12 protein-coding genes are annotated in these 20,192 nt (G+C 72.5%); 11 read left to right on the top strand and 1 reads right to left on the bottom strand.

Features of this window, described 5'->3' with window-relative positions:
• The first annotated feature begins 115 nt into the window (after positions 1–115).
• Both ACTMS0_RS17795 and ACTMS0_RS17790 read left to right on the top strand, forming a co-directional pair.
• Complete coding sequence (locus tag ACTMS0_RS17795) at positions 116–4,789, top strand: family 78 glycoside hydrolase catalytic domain (RefSeq protein WP_441156328.1); 4,674 nt, start codon at positions 116–118, stop codon at positions 4,787–4,789.
• Positions 4,790–4,834: 45 nt separating this feature from the next.
• A complete protein-coding gene (locus ACTMS0_RS17790; protein WP_441156327.1) occupies positions 4,835–8,689 on the top strand; it encodes a family 78 glycoside hydrolase catalytic domain in 3,855 nt (1,284 codons plus the stop codon).
• Between the two features lie 155 nt (positions 8,690–8,844).
• Here the strand turns inward: ACTMS0_RS17790 and ACTMS0_RS17785 are convergent, their stop codons facing one another.
• Positions 8,845–9,885, bottom strand: coding sequence for a LacI family DNA-binding transcriptional regulator (locus ACTMS0_RS17785; protein ID WP_441156458.1), 1,041 nt, complete (start codon positions 9,883–9,885; stop codon positions 8,845–8,847).
• Positions 9,886–10,106: 221 nt separating this feature from the next.
• On the opposite strand from ACTMS0_RS17785, the gene ACTMS0_RS17780 reads away from it, so the two are divergent.
• From ACTMS0_RS17780 to ACTMS0_RS17740, 9 genes are read left to right on the top strand one after another with little or no spacing between them, the layout of a single operon-like run.
• Entirely contained in the window at positions 10,107–11,603 is a 1,497-nt protein-coding gene (locus tag ACTMS0_RS17780; RefSeq protein WP_441156326.1) for a sugar ABC transporter ATP-binding protein, read from the top strand.
• Positions 11,604–11,658: 55 nt separating this feature from the next.
• Positions 11,659–12,717, top strand: a complete 1,059-nt coding sequence (locus ACTMS0_RS17775; protein WP_441156325.1) for an ABC transporter permease — start codon at positions 11,659–11,661, stop codon at positions 12,715–12,717.
• A complete protein-coding gene (locus tag ACTMS0_RS17770; RefSeq protein WP_441156324.1) occupies positions 12,707–13,735 on the top strand; it encodes an ABC transporter permease in 1,029 nt (342 codons plus the stop codon). The genes ACTMS0_RS17775 and ACTMS0_RS17770 overlap by 11 nt, the downstream gene beginning before the upstream one ends.
• Positions 13,732–14,787, top strand: a complete 1,056-nt coding sequence (gene rhaS, locus ACTMS0_RS17765) for a rhamnose ABC transporter substrate-binding protein (RefSeq protein ID WP_441156323.1) — start codon at positions 13,732–13,734, stop codon at positions 14,785–14,787. Before ACTMS0_RS17770 ends, rhaS begins: the two co-directional genes overlap by 4 nt.
• Positions 14,788–14,807: 20 nt before the next feature.
• Positions 14,808–15,149, top strand: a complete 342-nt coding sequence (locus tag ACTMS0_RS17760) for an L-rhamnose mutarotase (RefSeq protein WP_441156322.1) — start codon at positions 14,808–14,810, stop codon at positions 15,147–15,149.
• On the top strand, positions 15,146–16,327 hold the full coding sequence (rhaI, locus tag ACTMS0_RS17755; protein ID WP_441156321.1) for an L-rhamnose isomerase: 1,182 nt from the start codon (positions 15,146–15,148) through the stop codon (positions 16,325–16,327). Before ACTMS0_RS17760 ends, rhaI begins: the two co-directional genes overlap by 4 nt.
• Before the next feature lie 4 nt (positions 16,328–16,331).
• Positions 16,332–18,362 carry a bifunctional aldolase/short-chain dehydrogenase gene (locus tag ACTMS0_RS17750; protein WP_441156320.1) on the top strand — a complete coding sequence of 677 codons (2,031 nt, stop codon included), beginning with the start codon at positions 16,332–16,334 and terminating at the stop codon, positions 18,360–18,362.
• A gap of 38 nt (positions 18,363–18,400) precedes the next feature.
• Positions 18,401–18,616, top strand: coding sequence for a helix-turn-helix domain-containing protein (locus ACTMS0_RS17745; RefSeq protein WP_441156319.1), 216 nt, complete (start codon positions 18,401–18,403; stop codon positions 18,614–18,616).
• A 32-nt stretch (positions 18,617–18,648) separates the two neighbouring features.
• Positions 18,649–20,130, top strand: a complete 1,482-nt coding sequence (locus ACTMS0_RS17740; RefSeq protein ID WP_441156318.1) for a rhamnulokinase — start codon at positions 18,649–18,651, stop codon at positions 20,128–20,130.
• Positions 20,131–20,192 lie beyond the last annotated feature (62 nt).

Genomic DNA, 20,192 nt, shown 5'->3' with positions numbered 1-20,192 from the left:
CCGTTGTCCGGATCTGGCCATCCGGATCCATTGATCCGGGCGGGGCCGATTGTGAAGGATGCATTTCGAGAAGGCTCTTAGAACGTTTCATACCGTCGAGGTGAGGAGTCGGCGCATGGTGCCAACGAGGCGGCTCCGGCCCGGACTGTCCGCCGTACTCGTGTTGCTGCTAGGCCTCTCGGGGCTCGCGTTCGCGGCGGGTCCGGCGATCGCCGTGGAACCGGAGACCCCCCAGCTGACGGTCGGCGGCCTGAGCACCGAGCGGGCGACGAACCCGATCGGGTTGGACGTCGCGCGGCCCCGCCTGGGCTGGACGATCAGCGCCACCGCACGCGGAGTGGTCCAGGAGGCCTACCAGGTGCGGGTGGCCACCGCCCCGGACCGCCTTGGCGACCCCGACGTCTGGGACAGCGGCCGGGTCACGTCCCGGCGCAGCTCCCTGGTCGCGTACGCCGGCCCGGCTCTGCAGCCGCGTACCCGCTACGCCTGGCAGGTCCGGGTCTGGGACAGCGCGGGCCGCACCTCCGGCTGGAGCACGCCCGCCTTCTGGGAGACCGGCGTGAGGGGCGCCGACGGATGGCAGGCCGACTGGATCGGCCTGGCCTCACCCGCAGAGTCCTGGACCGACTACACCGTGCGGACGACGGTGCGCCTGGAGCGGGACGCCGCGGGCATCTTCTTCCGGGCCAGCGGCCCAGCCAACGCCTACATGTGGCAGTTCTCCATCACCGGCGGCATCGCCAAGCTGCGGCCGCACGTACGCACCGCCGGGAACTGGGCGGTCATCAAGGAGGTGCCGCTCGGCAACGTGGTACCGGCCGACAAGCTGACCGCCCCGCACACCCTGCGCATCACGGCGACCGGCGACACCCTCACCACCTGGGTCGACGACGTCCAGGTCGACGTCACCAGCAGCACGGCGCACCGTTCCGGCTCCGTCGGCCTGCGCTCCAGCGGGACCGAGGCCGGCGTCTTCTCCGACTTCTCGGTGACCAGCGGCGGCCGGACCCTCTTCTCGGCACCGCTCACCGACGGCGAGAACCCGTTCGCGGCCGGCACCCCGACCCCCGGTGGCCTGCGCATCTCGGGCAACACCGAGGCCATGCTGACGGCGCTGGACGCGAACCCGCTGCTGCGCCGCGGCTTCCGGGTCGACGGCGAGGTCTCCCGGGCACGGGTCTACGCGACGGCGCTCGGCGTCTACGAGCTGTCCCTCAACGGCCAGCGCGTCGGCGACCACGAGCTGGCGCCCGGTTGGACGGACTACGCCAAGCGGGTCCAGTACCAGACGTACGACGTCACCAGCCAGCTCCGGCCGGGCGACAACGCCTTCGGCGCCATGCTCGGCGACGGCTGGTACTCCGGCACGATCGCCTGGTTCGGCACCGACAACTACGGCTCCCGGCCGCACCTGAGCGCCCAACTCGTCATCGACTACGCCGACGGTCGGACCGAGACCGTGCGCACCGACGGCTCGTGGCGGGCGACGCCCGGCCCGTTCCTGCAGAGCGACCTGATCCACGGCGAGACCTACGACGCGCGCCGGCTGCCGGCCGGCTGGGACCGGCCCGGCTTCGACGACTCCGGCTGGTCACCGGCCACCGTCGACGACACGGGCGCCACCGCCCGGCTGGTCGCCCAGGTCGACCCGCCCGTCCGGGTCGTGCAGCAGCTGCCCGCGAAGACACTGACCCAGCCCACGCCCGGCACCTGGATCTTCGACCTCGGCCAGAACATGGTGGGCAAGGTGCGGCTCAGGGTCGACGGCCCCGCCGGCGCGACGGTGCGCATCCGGCACGCCGAGGTGCTCAACCCGGACGGGACCGCCTACACCGACAACCTGCGCTCGGCGAAGGCCACCGACCACTACCGGCTCGCCGGCGGCGGTCCCGAGACGTACGAGCCGACCTTCACCTTCCACGGATTCCGCTACGTCGAGGTGACCGGCTACCCGGGAACCCCCGACCTCAGCACGGTGACCGGGCTCGTCATGCACACCGACGGCGAGCTCACCAGCGAGTTCGAGACGTCGAACGCGATGGTGAACAAGCTCCACAGCAACATCACCTGGGGCCAGCGGGGCAACTTCCTCTCCATCCCCACCGACACGCCCGCGCGCGACGAGCGTCTCGGCTGGACCGGCGACATCAACGTCTTCGCCGAGACCGCCACGTTCAACATGGACAGCCTGACCTTCCTGACCAAGTGGCTGCAGGACCTGCGCGACGCGCAGTCGGCCAACGGCGCCTACCCCGACGTCGCGCCGCGCGCCTGCTGCGGCGACGGCGCGACCGGCTGGGCCGACGCCGGCATCACCGTCCCGCACACCCTCTGGCAGCGCTACGGCGACACCCGGGTCATCGAGGAGCACTACGCGTCGATGGTGCGCTACGCCACCTGGCTGCAGAACACCAGCTCCGGCAAGCGGCGTACCAACGCCGGGCCGTACCTGGACTGGCTCAACCTCGACGATCCGACGCCCGCCGGCGTCATCGGCACCGCCTACTACGCCTACAGCATCCGCCTGCTCGGCGAGATGGCCGGCGCCATCGGCAAGGACGCCGACGCCGCACGCTACGCGGCGCTGTCGAAGGACATCGCCGAAGCGTTCGTCGACTCCTATGTGGCGGCCGACGGCACGGTCCAGGGCGACAGCCAGACGGGGTATGTCCTCGCCATCGGCATGGACCTGCTCCCCGGCAAGTTGCGGGCCAAGGCCGCCGAGCGGCTGGTCGCCAACGTCAAGCGGCACGACTGGCACCTGGCCACCGGCTTCCTCGGCACGCCCGACCTGCTGCCCGCGCTCAGCGACACCGGACACCTGGACGTCGCCTACCGGCTGCTGCTGAACGACACCTACCCGTCGTGGGGCTACGAGATCGCCAAGGGCGCCACGACCATCTGGGAGCGGTGGAACTCGATCATGCCGGACGGCAGCTTCGGCGACGTGTCGATGAACTCGTTCAACCACTACGCCTACGGTGCCGTCGGCGATTGGATGTACCGCACCGTCGCCGGCATCCAGCCCGACCCGGAGAACCCCGGCTACGCCCACCTCACGATCGCCCCCCGGCCTGGCGGGAACCTCACCTGGGCCCGGGCGTCGTACCGGTCGGTGCACGGCGTCGTCCGCACCGACTGGAAGCTCGACGAGCGGGGCGACATGCGGCTGAACCTGTCCGTTCCCGCCAACACCACGGCCACCGTCCGCGTCCCCGCACCCGGCCGGCACGCGGTCACCGAGGGCGGGCGGCCGGCGGAACAGGCCGACGGCGTGCGGTTCGTGACGATGGACGGCGGCAACGCGGTCTTCGAGATCGGCTCCGGCTCCTACGCCTTCGCCGTCGACCGGGTGCTCGGTGACCTTGGCGAGGCCGCCGACGCGGTGGCGGCCTTGGTCGCGCTGGTGGACGAACTCACCGGCGACCTCGGTCCGTCCGTGGTCGAGCACCTGCGGGCCCGGCTCGCCCAGCTCACCGCCGAGACGGCGAAGGCGCGCACGTCGTACGCGGCGGGCGACCGGCTCGCCACGGCCGCCGGCGTCCACCGGGCCCTGGCCACCGCAGCCGACCTCGACCGGTGGCTGCGTACGCAGGTCAAGGTCGCTCGGGTGCCGGCGGCGACCGCCGACCGGCTCAGCGCGCCGCTCACCCGGATCGACGAGCGCCTCTCCGCCGCGTCGTCGGCACTGATCGGCGCGGTGGCGAAACTCGACCTCCCGGTCGGCGAGCGGCTGCCCGGCGACGTGGTCCGGGCGACCGTCGTCATCGCCAACGGCGGCGCCACCCCGCTCACCGGCCTGAGTTCCACGCTAGGGGTGGGGGAGGGCTGGACGGTGACCCCGGTCGGCGGCCACCCCACGGAGGTGGCCCCGGGAGCGGCCGTACGGCACAGCTACGACCTGCGCGTCCCGGCCGGCCAGTCGCCGTCGACGGTGCCGGTGACCGGGTCGGCGGGCTACCGCCACCAGGCCGGCATGGCGACCGTGCCGGTCGCCGGCTCGCTGACCACCGCGCCCGCGGTGGCGATCGTGTCGACGGCCGCCGAGCCGGCCGGGGTCACGCCCGGCGGGGCGACGACGGTGCGCACCGCGCTGCGCAACCGCGCGACGGTGCCGGTGACGGGTCAGCTCACCACCGTGGCACCGGACGGGTGGAGCGTCGAACCGGCCACGAAGGCGTACGAGCTCGCGCCCGGCGCGGAGACGATCGTGCCGGTGGTCCTCACGGCACCGCTGTCGGTGACGGAGGGGCCGACCGGTGTCACCGTCGCCACCGGGGCCACCGATGCGGAACGCCGGACGTTCGCCGTGCCGGTACGCCTCGACAACCCGCCTGCGGTCGTGCTCGACCACGTCGACCTGGGCGACGCCGCGTCGGAGCAGGCCCACCGGCTCGTCGCCTCGACCCATTCGGGCACCAACGTCGAGGCCGGCGTGACGCGGCGCTACACGAATGTCAGCTACCCCGGCGGTTGGTTCGAGTTCGACCTCGCCGTCGAGCCGGGCCGGCCGTTCATCCTGCGGGCGGTCGAGACGTACGACCAGGCGCAGCTGAAGGACTACGAGGTCGTCGTCGACGGTGCGCTCGCGCACTCCCGCTCGTACCGGCGCACCGCTGGCGGGGCCGGCACGGTGAGCTACCAGTTCGTCGTGGACCTGCCGGAGGCGACGCAGGACGGGACCGTGCGGGTGCGGTTCCGCGACACCGGCGAGGGCTACGACCCGTCGATCGCCGACGTCTGGTCGACGCCGGTGCCGGCTGGCCCGGCCGTCGGCAGCACGCCCTGATCCCGCCCGTCGACCACGTCCACGACCGTCTCGAGGAGATGACCCATGGCGCAGACACCACGTCCGGTCCCGGGTGAGCCGCAACCAGGGCTCGACCGCCGTTTGTTCCTCGGCTGGGGCGTCGCCGGCGCGGGAGCCGTCGCGTTCGGCGCCACGGTCGCCGCGCCGGCGGCGGCCGCGCCGGCCCCGTCGACCGGCGCCGGCCCGCTCGCGCTGGGCCGCCTGAGCACCGAGTACGCCGCCGAGCCGCTTGGGACCGACGTGCGGAAGCCCCGGCTGTCCTGGGTGGGCACCGCGCTCGGGCACGGCGCCACGCAGAGCGCCTACCAGGTTCTCGTCGCCACGAGCCGCGACCGGCTCGCGCCCGGCGAGGCGGACGTCTGGGACTCGGGCCGGGTGGCGTCCGCGCAGGCCCTCGGGGTGCCCTACGCGGGGCCGCCGCTGGTCGCGCGAACCCGCTACCACTGGACGGTGCGGGTCTGGGATGCGGCGGGCCGGGTGACCGCCTGGGCCGCCCCCGCCTGGTTCGAGACCGGGCTGCTCGAGGAGGGCTTCGGGGCGGCCCGGTGGGTCGGGGCCCGACCCGATGTGGAGCAGGTGCCGCTCGACCTGACCGGCGCGGCCTGGATCTGGTCGCCGGACGCGACGGCGAGCAGCGCGCCGGCCGGGACACGCTGGTTCCGCGGGCGGCTCGACGTCCCCGCCGGCGTCGAGATCGCCGCCGCGCACCTCGTCGTGACCGCCGACGACGACTACACGGCGTACGTCAACGGCCGGCAGATCCTGCACGCGCCGCAGCAGGCGAACGGCTGGCGCAGCGCCGAGGTGGCCGACGTCACCGAACTCGCCCGGGCGGCCGTCGGCGGCGCGTTGGTGGTGGCGGCCGTGGCCACCAACCGGCCGGGCCCGTCGGTCAACCCGGCCGGCCTGCTGGGGAAGCTGGTCCTGGTCACCGCCGCCGGGGAGCGTCTGGTGCGGAGCACGAACGGCACCTGGCGCAGCAGCGACAGCGAACGCCCGGGCTGGCAGGAGCCCGGGCACGACGACAGCGGATGGACGGCGGTGGCCGTCCTCGCGCCGTACGGCCAGGGGCCGTGGGGGAGCAACGTCACCGTTCCCCAACCGCGGGCGCTCGACCTGGTCGGCTCGTCGTGGATCTGGGGCCCGGGAGCGACGGTCAACAACGCGCCCGTGGGGCCGCGCTGGTTCCGCGGCCGGCTGGCCCTGCCGGCGGACGTCGAGGTCGCCTCCGCGCGTTTGATCATGTCTGCCGACGACGACTTCACCGCCTACCTGCAGGGTCAGCTCACCCTCTCCGCACCCCAGCAGACCGACGGGTGGCGCACCGCCCGCGTCGCGGACGTGACCGGGCAGGTCCGGCAGGCCATCGGCGGTGACCTCGTGCTGGCGGCGGTCGCCACCAACCGGGGCGGCCCGTCGGTCAACCCGGGCGGCCTCATCGCGAAACTCGTCGTCCGTACCGCCGACAGCCGGGAACTGGTCCTGGTCACCGACGGCGGGTGGCGGACGGCCGGCGCGAACGAGGCCGGATGGGAGCAGCCCGGTCACGACGACGCGGCGTGGTCGCCGGTCGTGGTGCTGGCGCCGTACGGGCAGGGACCGTGGGGCAGCGGCGTCGAGCCGCCGGTGGAGGAGCGGCCCGCGCCGTTGCTCCGGCGGGCGTTCCGGCTCGCCAAGCCGGTGACGCGGGCCCGGTTGTACGCCAGCGGTCTCGCCTACCAGGTGCTGCACGTCAACGGGGCGCGGGTGGGCACGTCCGTGCTCGACCCCGGGTTCACCGACTACGACGAGACCGTGCTGTACGTGACCCACGACGTCACCGACCTGCTGGACGAGGGGGAGAACGTCCTCGGCGCGGAACTCGGGCGGGGCTTCTACGGCATGACCACCCGGAACGTGTGGCGCTGGCACCAGCCGCCCTGGCACGGTGAGCCCCGACTGCTCGCGCGCCTGGTCGTCGACCACCCCGACGGTTCGCGTACCGAGATCGTCAGCGACGACGCCTGGCGGGTCACCTCCGGCCCGACCCTGTCCAACTCGCTCTACGCGGGGGAAACCTACGACGCGCGGCGGGAACCGGCGGGGTGGTCGGTGACCGGCTTCGACGACTCCGCCTGGGAGCGCGCGATGGTCCTGGACGCCCCGGCCGGCACCCTGACCGCGCAGGAGCACGAGCCGATCCGGGTCGTCGAGAGCGTGGCGCCGGTGCGCCTCACGTCGCCGCGCGCCGGTGTCTGGGTGGCGGACTTCGGGCGGACCACGGCCGGCTGGGTGCGCCTGCGGACCGCCGCCGCGCCGGGTACCACCATCCGCATCCAGTACGGGGAGAAGCTGCGGGCCGACGGCACCGTCGAGGCGTCGACCGGCCACGTCCAGGGCGGACGGTTCCAGCAGGACGAGTACGTCGCCCGCGGCGGCGGCGAGGAGGTGTGGGAGCCGCGCTTCTCGTACAAGGGGTTCCGGTACGTCCAGTTGGACGGGTTGGCCGGGGCGGCCACCACCGGCACGGTCACGATGCAGGTGGTGCACTCCGACGTCCGCGACGCCGGGCAGTTCCGGTGCAGCGAGCCGCTCTTCGAGCAGTTCGAACGGATGATGGGCCGTACCGTGCGGAACAACCTGCACGGCATCCCCACCGACACGCCGATGTACGAGAAGAACGGCTGGACCGGTGACGCGCAGGTGGCCGCGCCGACGATGGCCGGGCAGCTCGACCTGGCGCGGTTCTTCACGAAGTGGCTCGGCGACCTGCGCGACAGCCAGGTCTCCTCCGGCCAGGTGCCGGTGATCGTGCCGAGCGGCGGCTGGGGATACCAGGAACTGGCGCCCGCGCCGGAGTGGACCACGGTCTACCCGTACCTGCTGCGGGAGATGCACCGCTGGTACGGCGACGACCGGCTGCTGCGGGAGCACTGGGAGCCGGTGGTCGACTACCTGGACTGGGAACTCGGGCGGCTGCAGAACGGCCTGGCCGTGACGGCACTCGGCGACTACCTGTCGCCCGGCACCGGGGGCAACCCGCCCGAGGACACTCGGCTGACCGCGACCGCGTACCTGCACCGGGCGCTGATCTCGATCGCCGAGGTGGGCGAGCTGACCGGGCACGGCGCGGAGGCCACCCGGCTGCGGCAGGCGGCCGCCGGCCTGCGCGACCGGCTCAACGAGACCTTCCTCGACCGGGCGCGCGGGCTGTACCGGACGAGCCGGGACCCCGGCTACCGGCAGACCTCGAACGCCGTCCCGCTGGCGTTCGGGCTGGTACCCGACGACATGGTGCGGGCGGTCGTCGACAACCTGGTGGCCGACATCGAGGCGCGCGGGTGGCACCTCAACACCGGCTGCCTCGGGACCAGTGTCCTGCTGCCGGTGCTGACCGCGCACGGCCATGCCGAGGTGGCGGCCCGCGTGGCGCGGCAACGGACGTACCCGAGCTGGGGCTACTGGGTCGACAACGGCGCCGACACGATGTGGGAGATGTGGCCCACGTCGACCCGGTCCCGGCAGCACTACTTTCAGGGGACGGTCGTGCAGTGGCTGTACGAGAACGTGGCGGGCCTGCGGCCGGCCGCCAACGGCTGGGAGCGGTTCGTCGTCCGTCCTGACGCGCGCAGCGCCGTGTCGTCGGCCTCCCTGGGCATGGACACGGTCCGTGGCCGGGTGTCGTTGGCGTGGCGGCGCGCGGACGGGGAGTTCCTGCTGACCGTCGAGGTGCCCGTGGGAGCCACCGCGGAGGTGCACGTTCCGGCCGAGCGCGCGCAGGACGTGGAGGCGTCGCCGGGTGGGCTGGTGTCGGCCCGGCGGATGGAGCCCGGCTACCTCGTCCACACCGTGGGTTCGGGGACCTGGCGGTTCGTGAGCCGGTCGGAACCGGCGATGTGACGGTGGTGGCGCCGGCCGTCGTCGGGCGGCCGGCGCCACCACCTGGCCGGCCCGGTCGGGGCGCGGCCGGCGCTCCCCACCGTCGCGGGCTGCCGCCCGCCGCGCCGGGACGGGCCGTCGCCGTGGCCCGGCGGTGCGCCTGGCGGGCCGTCGCCTCACCCCGCGGGGTTGGCCCGAGCTCGCCGGCGGTGCTGGCGGCTGCTGGATTCGCGTACCACCAACTCCGGCTGGAACACGACGTGCCGGTGCTGGTGCCGGTCCTGGTCGTTGACCTCCTCCAGCAGCAGCTGGGTCGCGGTCCGGCCGAGCTGCTCGCGGGGTTGGCGCACCGAGGACAGCGGGACGGCAGCGGCGGCGGCGAACTCGATGTCGTCGTAGCCCACGATGGCGATGTCGCGCGGGACGCGCAGGCCTCGCAGGGTCATTTCCTGCAGGACGCCGAGGGCGAGCAGGTCGTTGGCGCAGAAAACGGCGGTGGGCCGTTCCCGCGCGGGCAGGTCGGCGATCTCATCGGCGGCGCGCCGGCCGGCCGCCACGGTCAGGCTCGCCGTCTCGACCAGCCGCAGGTCGCCGTTGGTGCCGATGGCGGCGGCGGCGCCGGCGTGCCGGTCGGCGACCTGCCGGATCGAGGCCGGCCCGCCGACGTAGGCGATCCGGCTGTGCCCCTGCTCGACCAGGTGCGCACCGGCCAGCCGCCCGCCCAGCACGTCGTCGACGGCCACGGAGCAGCGGTGGTGGTGGCCGGAGCCGCGGTCGACCAGGACGACCGGGGTGCCCCGGGAGATGAGCTGTTCCAGGCGGGAGTCGGGGCCGTCGTGCACCGGGGTGATGAGTACGCCCTGGACGCGCTGCTCCTCGAGGATGTCGAGGTGGCGGCGCTCCCGGGCGGCGTCCTCGCCGCTGTTGCAGACGACGACCACGCCGCCGGCCTGTTCGGCCTCCATCTCGGCGCCGCGCACGACGTCGGCGAAGAACGGGTTGGCGACGTCGAGCACGACGATCGCGATGGTGCGGCTGCGGCCGGCCCGCAGTTGACGGGCCGAGTCGTTGCGGACGTAGCCGAGCTGACCGATGGCGTCGAGCACCCGCTGGCGGGTCGCGGGCGCGACGAGGTCGGGCCGGTTGAGCACATTGCTGACGGTGCCGATCGACACGCCGGCGTGGCGGGCGACCTCCTTGATGCTCGTGGTCGACATGCTCACCAGTCTCTCCATCGGGTGCCAGCGGCGCGTGGACGGAGGCCGGATTGAATCGTTCCACTGAGGAGTGTGCCTCCGCTCGGACGTAACAACCAGGTAACTCCTGCGAAACCCTTGACGTATCGATGCGGTCGTCCCTAGTGTCGTGGCCACGAAGATATGAAACGTTTCATCACTTCGTCAAGTCGTCGACCGTCGATGCTCTGAAGGGAGCCGCGGTGGAACCGGTGCTGTCACTGCACGGCGTGAGCAAATCCTTCGGGGCCGTGGCCGCGCTGCGCGACGTGCGCCTCGACCTGCACGCCGGTGAGGCCCACGCGCTGGTGGGGGAGAACGGCGCCGGCAAGTCCACCCTGGTGAAGATCCTCGCCGGGGTCCACCAGCCCGACACCGGGACGGTGACCCTCGACGGGCGCGAGGTCGTCTTCGGCGGCCCCGCCGACGCCCGGGCCGCCGGCATCGCCGTCATCTACCAGGAGCCGACCCTCTTCCCCGACCTCTCGGTGGCCGAGAACATCTTCATCGGGCGGCAACCCCTGCGCGGGATGCGGCGCATCGACGCCGCCGCGATGCGGTCGCGGACGCGGGAGCTGTTCGCCCGGCTCGGGGTCCACATCGACCCGGACCGGCCGGCCCGTGGGCTCTCCATCGCCGACCAGCAGTTGGTGGAGATCGCCAAGGCGCTCTCGTTCGACGCGCGGGTGCTGGTGATGGACGAACCCACCGCCGCGCTGTCCGGCGTCGAGGTGCAGCGGCTGTTCGCGGTGGCCCGGTCGCTGCGCGAGGCCGGCGCGGCCGTCCTGTTCATCTCCCACCGGTTCGACGAGGTCTACGCCCTCTGCCAGCGCATCACCGTCATGCGCGACGGCCGGTGGGTGTCCACCGACCGGGCGGAGGAGCTGACCGTCGACCAGCTGGTCCGCCGGATGGTCGGCCGCGACGTCTCCTCGCTCTACCCCAAGCTCCCCGCCGAGATCGGTGAGGCGCGGCTGGAGGTCCGCGACCTGACCCGGTACGGCCACTTCGAAGGCGTCAACCTGACCGTCCGCAGCGGCGAGATCGTCGCGCTGGCCGGTCTCGTCGGCGCCGGCCGCAGCGAGGTCGTCCGGGCCATCTTCGGCATCGACCGGTACGACCGCGGCGAGGTCCTCGTCGGCGGGCGCCGCCTACCGGGCGGCAGCACCCCGGCCGCGATCGCCGCCGGGCTCGCCCTGGTGCCCGAGGACCGCCGCCAGCAGGGACTCGTCATGGACCTGTCGGTGGCGGAGAACACGACGCTGCCGCGGCGCTGGTCGCTCAGCCGGCTGGGCCTGCTCTTCGGTTCGGCCGAGCGCCGGTCGGCGCGGAGCTGGACCCAGCGGTTGCAGGTGAAGGCGGCCCGGCTTACCGATCCGGTCTCCACCCTCTCCGGCGGTAACCAGCAGAAGGTCGTCCTGGCCAAATGGCTGTCGACCGCACCGCGGGTGCTGATCGTGGACGAACCCACCCGCGGCATCGACATCGCCACCAAGGCCGAGGTGCACCGGCTGCTGTCCGGGCTGGCCGCGGAGGGCGTTGCCGTCCTGATGGTCTCCAGCGAGCTGCCCGAGGTACTCGGCATGGCGGACCGGGTGCTGGTCATGCACGAGGGCCGACTGGTCAGCGAGATCGGCCGCGAGGAGGCCGACGAGGAGTCGGTCATGTTCGCGGCAACCGGACAACGGGAGGGATCGTGAGCGCGAGCAGCGCAACGCGGCGGAGCACCGCCGTCGCGAACCAGGGCAGGCGCCCGTGACCACCACGGACGTACGCCGGGCCGACCCGACGCCGGGCGGCTCACCACCGCAGGCCGGGGCCGGAGCGCGCGCCGCGCACCGCCTGTTCGTCGTCCGGGAGCTGGGCATCGCCCTCGCCCTCGCGCTGCTGGTGGCCGGGACCGCGCTGACCAACCCGCGGTTCCTGTCCGCGCAGAGCGTCAAGGACCTGCTGCTCGGCTCGACCATCCTGGCGATCCTCGCGGTGGGCCAGGCCATCGTCATCATCACCCGCAACGTGGACCTGTCGGTCGGTTCCATCCTCGGCCTGTCGGCGTTCGCGACCGGCACCCTGTTCCTCGCCGCTCCCGGACTGCCGATCCCGCTCGCCATCGGCGTCGGCACCGCGCTCGGCGCGGTGTGCGGCGCCGTCAACGGCGCGCTGATCGCCGCCGCCCGGGTGCCCGCCCTCGTGGTCACCCTCGGCACCCTGTACGTCTTCCGCGGCATCGACTACACCTGGGCCACCGGCCGGCAGATCAACGCCGCCGACATGCCCGCCGGATTCCTGCGCATGGGCACCGCCACGGTGCTCGGCGTCCCCGTGCTCACCCTGTTCGCGGTCGTGGTGCTCGTCGTCGCCGGATACGCCCTGCACTCGTACCGCAGCGGCCGGGAGCTCTACGCGATCGGTTCGGACCCCGACGCGGCCCGCCTGTCCGGGATCCCCGTCGGCCGGCGGGTCTTCGCCGCCTTCGTGGTCAGCGGCGCGCTCGCCGGGCTCGCCGGCGTGCTCTACGCCGCCCGCTTCGGCACGCTCGACGCCAACGCCGGTCTCGGCTCGGAACTCAACGTCGTGGCGGCGGTCGTGGTGGGCGGCGTAGCCATCTTCGGTGGCAGCGGCTCGGTCTACGGCGCGGCGCTGGGCGCCGTGCTGCTCACCGCCATCGGCAGCGCCCTGCCGGTGCTCGGCATCAACCCCTTCTGGCAGCGCGCCGCCGTCGGTGCGCTGATCCTGGCCGCCATCGGGCTGGACCGCGCGCTCGCCGTGCGCATGGCCCACCGTCTGCAAGGAGGCAAGGCCCGTGGCGCGTGAGCACACCCTGCCGAACCGGCCGGCCTGGCGGTCGGTGCTGGGCTCCTGGGACGCCGTCGTCATCGTCGCGCTCGTCGCCGTGATCGTCGTGGGGAGCCTGACCATCGACGGTGTCAGCAACCCCCGGTTCTACCGGTTCCTGGTGCTGGAAGCGATTCCGATCGCGTTGATCGCCCTGCCGCTCACCCTCGTCGTGATCACCGGCGAGATCGACCTGTCGGTGGCGAGCATCGTGGGACTGACGTGCGCCGTGCTCGGACAACTCTGGCACCTGGGTGTCACGTCTCTGCCGGTGCTCGTCGTGGCGAGCCTCGCGCTGGGTGCCCTCCTCGGCGCGGTCAACGGCCTGTTCGTCACCGTGTTCGGGCTGCCATCGCTGGCGGTCACCATCGGCACGCTCGCGCTCTACCGCGGCCTGGCCTACGTGGTGCTCGGCGACCGAGCGGTGGCGGACTACCCGGTCGAGTGGACCCGGCAGGCGATCAGTCCGATCCCGGGCACCACCATCCCGTGGTTCGTCCTCGTGGTCGCCGCGCTGGCGGTGCTCTTCGGGGCGGTCCTGCACTACACCCCGATCGGTCGGGGCCTCTACGCGATGGGCAACAACGCAGAGGCGGCCACGTTCTCCGGCATCTCGGTGGCCCGTACCAAGTTCTGGCTCTTCGTCGCCACCGGTGCGGTCTCCGCGCTGGCCGGCGTCTTCTGGACGTTCCGCTTCGCCAGCGCCCGCGCGGACAACGCGACCGGCCTGGAGTTGTCGGTTGTCGCGGCGGTCCTGCTGGGTGGCGTATCGATCTTCGGCGGGCGCGGGGGTCTCGTCGGAGTGCTCGCCGCCGTCGCCCTGCTCGGGACCCTGCGTAACGCGTTGCAACTGGCCGACGTGCCGGCCAACGCGCTGACCATCGTGACCGGATCCCTGCTCATTCTCTCCGTCGTCGGGCCGAACGTCGTTCGCCTGGCCCGTGACCGGCTGAGCCGGCGACGACCCATCCCCGCCGTTGAAAGGACACCCGCATGAGCACCAGACGCATACGAACGATCGCGTCGGCGGCGTTGCTGGCGCTGCTGTTCACCACCACCGCGTGCGCCGAGGACGCCGGCTCCGGAGCCGGCGACGACGGCAGCGCCGGGAACGGCGCCATCAAGTCCGGGTTGAAGGTGGCGTTCCTGCCCAAGCAGGTGAACAACCCGTACTTCGACACCTCCGACAACAAGGGCGGCAAGGTCGCGGTGGAGGAGTTCAAGGGCTCCTACAGCCAGACCGGCCCGTCGGAGGCGAGCCCGTCGGCGCAGGTGAGCTACATCAACACCCTCTCGCAGCAGCAGACCGACGTCATCGTGGTTTCGGCCAACGACAAGGACGCGATCTGCGGGGCGCTCGAGGAGGCCCAGCAGGCAGGCGCGAAGGTCGTCACCTACGACTCGGACACCAACCCGTCCTGCCGGGACCTGTTCATCAACCAGGCGACCGCGGAGGGCATCGCGAAGTCGCAGATCAAGCTGATCTCCGAGGCGATCGGTCCGGAGGGCGGCGAGATCGCGATCCTGTCCGCCACCGCGAACGCGACGAACCAGAACGCGTGGATCGAGATGATGAAGACCGAGCTGGCCAAGCCGGAGTACGCCAAGCTCAAGCTCGTCGACACGGTCTACGGCGACGACGACGACCAGAAGTCGTTCCAGGAGGCCCAGGGCCTGCTCGCCAAGCACCCCAACCTCAAGGGCATCATCTCGCCGACCACGGTCGGTGTCGCCGCGGCGGCCCGCTACCTGTCCGGCTCCGCGTACAAGGGCAAGGTGCAGCTGACCGGCCTGGGCACGCCGAACCAGATGCGCGCGTACGTCAAGGACGGCACGGTGAAGGCGTTCGCCTTGTGGAACCCCGCCGACCTGGGCTACCTGGCCGCGTACGCGGGCGGCGCGCTGGCCTCGGGCCAGATCAGCGGCAAGGAGGGTGACAAGTTCACCGCCGGCAAGCTGGGCGAGTTCACCGTCGGCAAGGACGGCGTGGTCGTGCTCGGCGATCCGTTCACCTTCACCGCCGAGAACGTCGACCAGTTCACCTTCTGACCCACATGGGGAGGCATGGCGTGCGCCGGGTTTGTTTCACCCTCCAGGTACGGCCGGACCGGCTGGAGGAGTACCGGCGCCGCCATGCCGCGGTGTGGCCCGAGATGCTGACCGCGTTGCGGGCGGCCGGCTGGCACGACTATGCGCTGTTCCTGCGCGAGGACGGCCTGCTGGTCGGCTACCTCCACACCGACGACTTCGACGCCGCGCTGGCCGCCATGGACGCCACCGGCGTCAACCGCCGCTGGCAGGCGGAGATGGCCCCGTTCTTCGCCGACCTGCCGGACGGCCGGCCCGATCGCGGCATGCAGGTGCTGGCCGAGATCTTCGATCTGAACGAGCAACTGGGGAGACACGGATGACTGACCTGGCCCCGGCGACCCGATCACGGGTTGCGGCGGCGCTGCGCGACCAGCGCATCGAGACGGCGTCCTGGGCGTACGCCAACTCGGGCACCCGGTTCAAGGTGTTTCCGCAGGAGGGCGTGCCCCGCGACCCGTACGAGAAGGTCGCGGACGCGGCCACCGTGCACCGGTTCACCGGGGTGGCACCCACCGTCGCCCTGCACATCCCCTGGGACCTGGTCGACGACTACGCCGACCTGGCCCGGTACGCCGCCGAGCAGGGCATCACGCTGGGGACCATCAACGCCAACGTCTTCCAGGACAACGACTACAAGCTCGGCAGCGTCACCAACCCCGACCCGGGAATCCGGCGCAAGGCGATCGGCCACCTCTTCGAGTGCGTCGACGTGATGGACCGCACCGGGTCCCGCGACCTGAAGCTGTGGTTCTCCGACGGCACCAACTACCCGGGGCAGGACGACACCCGCGCCCGGCAGGACCGGCTCGCCGCCGCCCTGCGAGAGACGTACGACCGGTTGGGGCCGCGGCAGCGGATGCTGCTGGAGTACAAGCTCTTCGAGCCGGCCTTCTATCTGACCGACGTCCCCGACTGGGGCACCGCCTACGCCCACTGTCTGCGACTGGGCGAGCGGGCCCAGGTGGTGATCGACACCGGACACCACGCACCCGGCACGAACATCGAGTTCATCGTCGCGTTCCTGCTCCGCGAGGGCAAGCTCGGCGCGTTCGACTTCAACTCGCGGTTCTACGCCGACGACGACCTGATGGTGGGCGCGGCGGACCCGTTCCAGCTGTTCCGCATCATGCACGAGATCGTGCTCGCCGACGCCGTACGGCCCGGCGCGGGGATCGCGTTCATGCTCGACCAGTGTCACAACATCGAGCCGAAGATCCCGGCGGTCATCCGCTCGGTGATGAACGTGCAGGAGGCGACCGCGAAGGCGCTGCTGGTCGACCACGAGGCGCTGCGCGCCGCGCAGGCCGACGGCGACGTGCTGGCCGCCAACGCGGTGCTCATGGACGCCTACCACACCGACGTCCGGCCGCTGCTGAGGCAGCTGCGCGAGGACATGGGGCTGGACCCGGACCCGGTCGGCGCGTACCAGCGCTCCGGCTACTTCGAGAAGGCCAGAACCGAACGCGTCGGCGGGCAGGCCGCCGGCTGGGGGGCGTGACACGATGTCCACACCACAGGAGCTTGTCGCCCGGTCCCGGCGGCTCGGGGCCGATCCCCGCAACACCAACTACGCCGGCGGCAACACCTCGGCCAAGGGCCACGACATCGACCCCGTCACCGGCGGCGAAGTCGAGCTGCTCTGGGTGAAGGGGTCCGGCGGGGACCTCGGCACGCTCACGCCCGCCGGCCTGGCCGTGCTGCGGCTGGACCGGCTGCGGGCGCTGGTGGACGTCTACCCGGGCGTCGAGCGCGAGGACGAGATGGTGGCCGCCTTCGACTACTGCCTGCACGGGCGTGGGGGAGCGGCACCGTCGATCGACACCGCCATGCACGGCCTCGTCGACGCCGCCCACGTCGACCACCTGCACCCCGACGCGGGCATCGCGCTGGCCACCGCCGCCGACGGTGAGGCGCTGACCAAGGAGTGCTTCGGCGACCGGGTGGTGTGGGTGCCGTGGCGCCGCCCGGGCTTCCAGCTGGGTCTGGACATCGCCGCGGTGCACCGGACCAACCCGCGCGCGATCGGGGTGATCCTCGGCGGGCACGGCATCACCGCCTGGGGAAGCACCAGCGAGGAGTGCGAGCGCAACTCGCTGGAGATCATCCTTACCGCGCAGGCGTTCCTCGACCAGCGGGGCCGGCCCGAACCGTTCGGCCCGGCGGTGCCCGCGAACGCGGCGCTGCCCGTCGCCGAGCGCCGCACCCGCGCGGCGGCCCTGGCCCCGGTCATCCGCGAGCTGGCCTCCACCGACCAGCGCGTCGTCGGACACTTCGTCGACAGCGACGCCGTGCTCGACTTCCTGGCCGGCGAGGACCACCCGCGGCTGGCCGCGCTCGGCACGTCGTGCCCGGACCACTTCCTGCGGACGAAGGTCCGCCCCCTCCTGCTGGACCTGCCGTCGACCGCGCCGCTGCCCGACGTGGTGGCGCGGCTGCGGGAACTGCACGCCGCCTACCGCGACGACTACCGCGCCTACTACGACCGGCACGCCGGCCCGGACACCCCGCCGATGCGCGGCGCCGACCCGGCCATCGTGCTGGTGCCGGGCGTGGGCATGTTCTCCTTCGGTCGGGACAAGCAGACCGCCCGGGTCGCCGGCGAGTACTACGTCAACGCCATCAACGCGATGCGCGGCGCCGAGGCGGTGTCCCGGTACGCGCCGATCGACGAGGCGGAGAAGTTCCGCATCGAGTACTGGGCCCTGGAGGAGGCGAAGCTGCGCCGGATGGCGGCGCCGAAGCCGCTGGCCACCCGGGTGGCGTTCGTAACCGGGGCCGGCTCGGGCATCGGCCGGGCCGTCGCCCGCCGGCTCGCCGCGGAGGGCGCCTGCGTGGTGCTCGCCGACCGGGACGCCGACGCGGCGGCCCGGGTGGCCGACGAGATCGGCTCCGCCGACGCCGCGCTGGCCGTGCCGGTCGACGTCACCGACGAGACTGCGGTGCGGGCGGCGTTCGACGCGGCGGTCCTCCGGTTCGGCGGCGTCGACCTGGTCGTCAACAACGCCGGGCTCTCCATCTCCAAACCGCTGCTGGAGACCACCACCGACGACTGGGACCTGCAGCACGACGTCATGGCTCGCGGCTCCTTCCTCGTCTCCCGCGAGGCGGCCCGGGTGATGATCGAGCAGGGCGGCGGTGGCGACATCGTCTACATCGCCAGCAAGAACGCCGTCTTCGCCGGCCCGAACAACGTCGCGTACGGCGCGGCCAAGGCCGACCAGGCGCACCAGGTGCGGCTGCTCGCCGCCGAGCTGGGGGAGCACGGCATCCGGGTCAACGGCATCAATCCCGACGGGGTGGTCCGCGGATCGGGGATCTTCGCCGGCGGGTGGGCTGCCCAACGCGCCGCGGTCTACGGCGTGCCGGAGTCCGAGCTTGGCGCCTTCTACGCCCAACGCACGCTGCTGAAGAAGGAGGTCCTGCCCGAGCACGTCGCGGCGGCCGTGGTCGCGCTCACCGCCGGCGACCTGCCCCTCACCACCGGCCTGCACATTCCCGTCGACGCCGGCGTCGCGGCGGCGTTCCTGCGGTAAGTACCGGCCGTGCCGTCCAACAGGAAGGAATGGTCCCTGTGGCCACGCCGACCATGGAGCACCGACCACTCGACGAAGACGACCTGACCCTGCTACGCCTGCTCGCCGAGGGACTGCCGACAGATGCCGTGGCCCGCCGGCTCGACACCTCCGAGCGCACCGTACGCCGCCGGGCGCGCGCCATCTGCGACCGGCTCGGCGTACCGGCACCCATCGCCGCGGTGGTGTGGGCCGCCCGCCGCGGGCTGCTCTGAACGAGGGTCCACTCTGGTATGGGGAGAAGCACGTGACCGCCAAGCCCGTCACCGTCGCCGCAGTCGACCTCGGCGCCTCCAGCGGCCGGGTGATGCTCGGCCGCGTTGGACCGGACACGCTCGACCTCACCGAGGTCGAACGGTTCGACAACGTTCCGGTCCGCGCCGGCGGCACCCTGCACTGGGACATCCTCCGGATCTACCAGGGGGTGCTCGACGGGCTGCGCGCCGCCGGCCGGCACGCCGGGCCCGTCGCCTCGATCGGCGTGGACTCCTGGGGAGTCGACTTCGGACTGCTCGACGCCGACGGCAGGCTGCTGGGCAACCCCGTGCACTACCGCGACGGGCGCACCGACGGCGTCGCCGACAAGGTGACCGCCGAGGTTCCGGCGGCGGAGCTCTACCGGATCACCGGGGTGCAGTTCCTTCCGTTCAACACCATCTATCAGCTCGCCGCGGCGGCCGGCACCGCCCAACTCGCCGCGGCGTCCACACTGCTGCAGATCCCCGACCTCATCGCTTACTGGATGACCGGGACGGTCGGGGCCGAACTCACCAACGCCTCGACGACGCAGCTGCTCAACGCCCGTACCGGTGAATGGGCCACCGACTTGATGCGCAGGGTGGGCCTTCGACCCGACCTGTTCCCCGCCCTGCGTCACCCGGGCGACCCGATCGGTGATCTGCTGCCCGACGTCGCCCGGACAACCACGCTGACCGGAACGGTGCGGGTGACGTCGGTCGGCTCACACGACACCGCCTCCGCCGTCGTCGGCGTACCAGCACGGGGTGAGAACTTCGCGTACGTCTCCTGCGGCACCTGGTCACTGGTCGGTGTCGAGCTGTCCGCTCCGGTGCTCACCGAGGAGAGCCGGGCGGCAAACTTCAGCAACGAGGTCGGCGTCGACGGCACGGTCCGCTACCTGCGCAACGTGATGGGGCTGTGGCTGCTGCAGGAGTCGATGCGCGCCTGGCGTGCAGCCGGCCTCCCCACCGACCTGGACGCCCTGCTCCGCGAAGCCGCCCGGGTGCCCGCCTTCACCGCCGTCATCGACCCCGACGACCCGGTCTTCCTACCGCCCGGCGACATGCCCACCCGCATCGCCAACGCTTGCCGCACCACTGGCCAACCACCGCCACGGACCCCGGCCGAGACAGTCCGGTGCATCCTGGAGAGCCTCGCGCTGGCCTACCGCTCTGCGGTGGCGGACGCGCAACGACTCTCCGGCCGCGAGGTCGACGTCATCCACATCGTCGGTGGCGGTGCCCGCAACGAATTGCTGTGCCAGCTCACCGCCGATGCGTGCGGCCTACCCGCAGAGGCCGGACCGGTGGAGGCGGGCGCGCTGGGCAACGTGCTTGTCCAGGGACGGGCGCTCGCGGCCACCGGCGCGGATCTGGCCGCGATGCGGTCGCTGTTGCGCACCACCCAGCAGATCCGCCGCTACGAGCCGAGCGGCGACATCGGGGCCTGGGCGGCTGCCGCGACAAGGCTCGCGCCCGCTACCACCTAGTGCCGCCGGGCCACGTGTCAATTCGGCAGAAGTGGCATCTCCAGGCCCGGGTCACGGCCGAG

Source organism: Micromonospora sp. H33 (genome assembly GCF_052068455.1).
GTDB lineage: Bacteria > Actinomycetota > Actinomycetes > Mycobacteriales > Micromonosporaceae > Micromonospora.
The sequence above is the reverse complement of the archived record's forward strand: the minus strand, read 5'-3'. Positions and strand labels throughout refer to the sequence as shown.